General features: G+C 74.8%; 2 protein-coding genes. Both read left to right on the forward strand.

The genetic code is table 11. The features are described from left to right. Window positions 1–20: 20 nt before the first annotated feature. Window positions 21–1538 carry an aminopeptidase P family protein gene (locus HMPREF3105_RS09140; RefSeq protein WP_070709307.1) on the forward strand — a complete coding sequence of 506 codons (1518 nt, stop codon included), beginning with the start codon at window positions 21–23 and terminating at the stop codon, window positions 1536–1538. 33 nt (window positions 1539–1571) lie between these two features. Further along, entirely contained in the window at window positions 1572–3377 is a 1806-nt protein-coding gene (locus HMPREF3105_RS09145) for a pyruvate kinase (protein WP_070709305.1), read from the forward strand. Window positions 3378–3559 lie beyond the last annotated feature (182 nt).

Raw genomic sequence — 3559 nt, forward strand, 5'->3', positions numbered from 1 at the left:
CCCCCAGCTACCTCAACGACGTGCGCTTCGCCCTGCGCCGCGGAGCCGAGGGCGTCGACAACCGCTCGCAGCGCCCCGCCTCGAACGCCTTCCGCGACTTCATGGCCTCCGACTGGGCGCCGTCGTCGGACGCCCTGCCCGACGCCGACGCCGCGGCCCCGTACGCCGCCCGGCGGCGGGCCGCCGTGTCCGCGCGCTTCCCGGGCGAGCGGATCGTGGTGCCGGCCGGCCGCCTCAAGGTCCGCTCGAACGACACCGACTACCGCTTCCGCGCGCACTCCGCGTTCGCCCACCTGACGGGCCTCGGCGTGGACCACGAGCCAGACGCCGTGCTCGTGCTCGAGCCCACGGACCCGGGCGCCGGCGACGACGGCACGGACCACACCGCCACCCTGTACTTCCGTCCCCTGGCCGGCCGGGACACCGAGCAGTTCTACGCGGACTCGCGCTCGGGCGAGTTCTGGATCGGCCCCCGTCCGACCCTGGCCGGCCTGGCCGCCCGCACGGGTCTGCGCACGGCGGGGCTCGAGGAGCTCGAGTCCGCCGTCACCAAGAACGTGGCCGCGGACGGCACCGCGGTGCGGCTGCTGGCCGAGACCGACCAGGACGTGGACGCCCTGCTGGCCGCCGTCCGGACCGAGGCCGGCGTGGACCTGGCCGCCGCGGCCGAGGCCGACGCCCAGACCGCCGAGTTCCTCTCCGAGCTGCGCCTGGTCAAGGACGCGTGGGAGATCGAGCGGATGCGCGCCTCGGTGGCCGCCACGATCGCGGGCTTCGAGGACGTCGTGCGGGCCCTGCCGCGCGCCGTGGGCCACGACCGCGGCGAGCGCGTGGTCGAGGGCGCCTTCTTCGCCCGCGCCCGCCTCGAGGGCAACGACCTGGGCTACGACACGATCGCGGCCTCCGGCAACAACGCCACGATCCTGCACTGGATCCGCAACACGGGCGCCGTGCGCCCGGGTGAGCTGCTGCTGCTCGACGCCGGCGTCGAGGACGACTCCCTCTACACCGCGGACATCACCCGCACCCTGCCCGTGTCCGGCACGTTCACGGACGTGCAGCGCCGCATCTACCATGCGGTCCTCGACGCCGCGGACGCCGCCTTCGCGATCGTGCGCCCCGGCATCCGGTTCCGCGAGCTCCACGCCGAGGCCATGCGGGTGCTCGTCGACCGCCTCGACGGCTGGGGCCTGCTGCCGGTCTCGGCCGAGGTCGCGCTCTCGGACGAGGGCCAGCACCACCGGCGCTGGATGCCCCACGGCACCTCGCACCACCTCGGCCTCGACGTGCACGACTGCGCGCAGGCCAAGCGGGAGCTCTACCTGGACGGCGTGCTCGAGCCGGGCATGGTCTTCACGATCGAGCCGGGTCTGTACTTCAAGGAGGAGGACCTGGCCGTCCCCGAGGAGTACCGCGGCATCGGCGTGCGCATCGAGGACGACATCCTCGTGACCGAGGACGGGGCCGAGAACCTCTCCGCGGTCCTCCCCCGCACCCCGGACGAGATCGAGGCCTGGATGGCGCGGCTCCAGGCGTGATCCGGCGCGGAGGGCGCCCCTAGGGTTCGGACCATGGGTATCGACCTGACCACCGAGCTCACCGCCCTCCGCGACCGCCTCCTCTCCGCCGAGGCGGAGCACGCCGACCTCATCTCCCGCGTCCGGGAGCGCCACCGGGCCTCGGCCCGGAACCTCGTGCACTACGTCGCCCTGCGCGGCACCGACCTGCGGCCCCTGCAGGAGGCGCTGAGCGACGCCGGACTGTCCTCTCTGGGCCGCATGGAGGCCGGCGTGCTGGGCCACGTGGACGCGGTGCTGGCCGCCGCCCGCGCGCTCGACGGCGACCCCGCCCCCGCGCCCGAGGACGACGCCCTGACCTCCGCCGAGGGCCGCGCCATCCTCGCCCGCAACGCGGCGAGCCTGCTCGGTCCGGCCCGCGGCGACCGGGACGCGCGCATCATGGTGACCATGCCCTCCGAGGCCGCCACGGACCCAGAGCTCGTGGCCCGGATCGCCGAGGCCGGCATGGACCTGGCGCGCGTGAACTGCGCCCACGACGACGAGCAGGCGTGGGCCGCCATGATCGCGGCGGTCCGCCGGTGTGCCGGTGCGGGCCGGCCCGCACCCCTGGTCGCGATGGACCTGGCCGGGCCGAAGGTGCGCACCGGCCCCATCGAGCCGGGACCGCGCGTCGTGAAGGTGAAGCCCGCCCGGGACCCCTCCGGGATCGTCACCGAGCCCTCCCGCGTGTGGCTCGCCGCCGGGCCCCACGACGCCGTGGCCACAGCGGACCGGCCGGACGGCGCCGTCGTCGTGCCGCTCGCGGACCCGGAGGGGACGACCCTGGCGGTCCTGCAGCGCGGCGACGAGATCGAGCTGACCGACGCGCGTGGCGCTCACCGCAGGCTCGAGGTCGAGCAGGTGGACGGCGAGGGCGTGCTCGTGCGGGCGGAGAAGACGGTCTACTGGGCGACGGGCACGGCGCTGACGACGCCGCACGGGCCGCTCGAGGTCGGGCCGCTGCCCCCGCTCGAGCAGTCCATGCGCGTGCACGAGGGCGAGGAGATCGTGCTGGCCCGCTCGCTCGAGCCGGTCCCCGCGGTCGACACGCCGCCCTACCGGATCGGCCTCACCCTGGCGCAGGCGTTCGCGGATGCGGCGGTCGGCGACCGGGTCTCCCTCGACGACGGACGGATCGGCGCGCGGATCACAGCGGTGTCCGCCGACGAGATCACCCTCGAGGTGACCCAGGCCGGCCCTCGCGGGGCGAAGCTCAAGGCGGAGAAGGGCGTGAACTTCCCGGACACGCACCTGGCCATCCCGGCCCTCACGGACGAGGACCTCGCCCACATCCCGTTCGCGGCCCGCCACGCGGACATGGTGAACATGTCCTTCGTCCGCTCGGCCGAGGACGTGGCCCAGCTGATCGACGCGCTCGAGGCCGAGGACGCACCGGACGTGGACATCACGCTGAAGATCGAGACGGTGGAGGCCTTCCGGCAGCTGCCGCGGATGCTGCTCGAGGCGATGCGCTGGCGGGACGTCGGGGTGATGATCGCCCGGGGCGACCTGGCGGTGGAGGCCGGCTTCGCACGCATGGCCGAGCTGCAGGAGGAGATCCTGTGGCTGTGCGAGGCCGCGCACGTGCCCGCGATCTGGGCCACCCAGGTCCTCGAGTCCCTCGCCAAGACCGGCCTGCCCTCACGGGCGGAGATCACGGACGCCGCGATGGCGCAGCGGGCCGAGGCCGCGATGCTGAACAAGGGCCCGTACATCGACCGCGCCGTCACCGTCCTCGGCGACATCCTGGGCCGGATGCACGGTCATGCGAGCAAGAAGCGCGACATGCTCCGGCGACTCGAGTCCTGGTCCCTCTGACGGGGCTCAGCCGCGCGGTTCGTCCTGGGGCCGGGGCGGGTGGCCGCCGCGCGCCTCGATGAGCTTGGCGACCTCCTCCGGGGGCAGGGTCACGCCGTAGGAGCGGTCCAGGCCGGTGGGCGCGGTGTCCGCCTCCGGAGTGGGCCGGGCCGACGCCTCGGGCCCGCCGGGGGCCGGCGCCG

It is taken from the genome of Micrococcus sp. HMSC31B01, from assembly GCF_001816085.1.
Lineage (GTDB): Bacteria > Actinomycetota > Actinomycetes > Actinomycetales > Micrococcaceae > Micrococcus > Micrococcus luteus.

Coding starts and splice junctions, on each gene's coding strand:
- HMPREF3105_RS09145 (WP_070709305.1), top strand. CDS start 1,572: ATGGGTATCGACCTGACCACCGAGCTCACCGCCCTCCGCGACCGCCTC.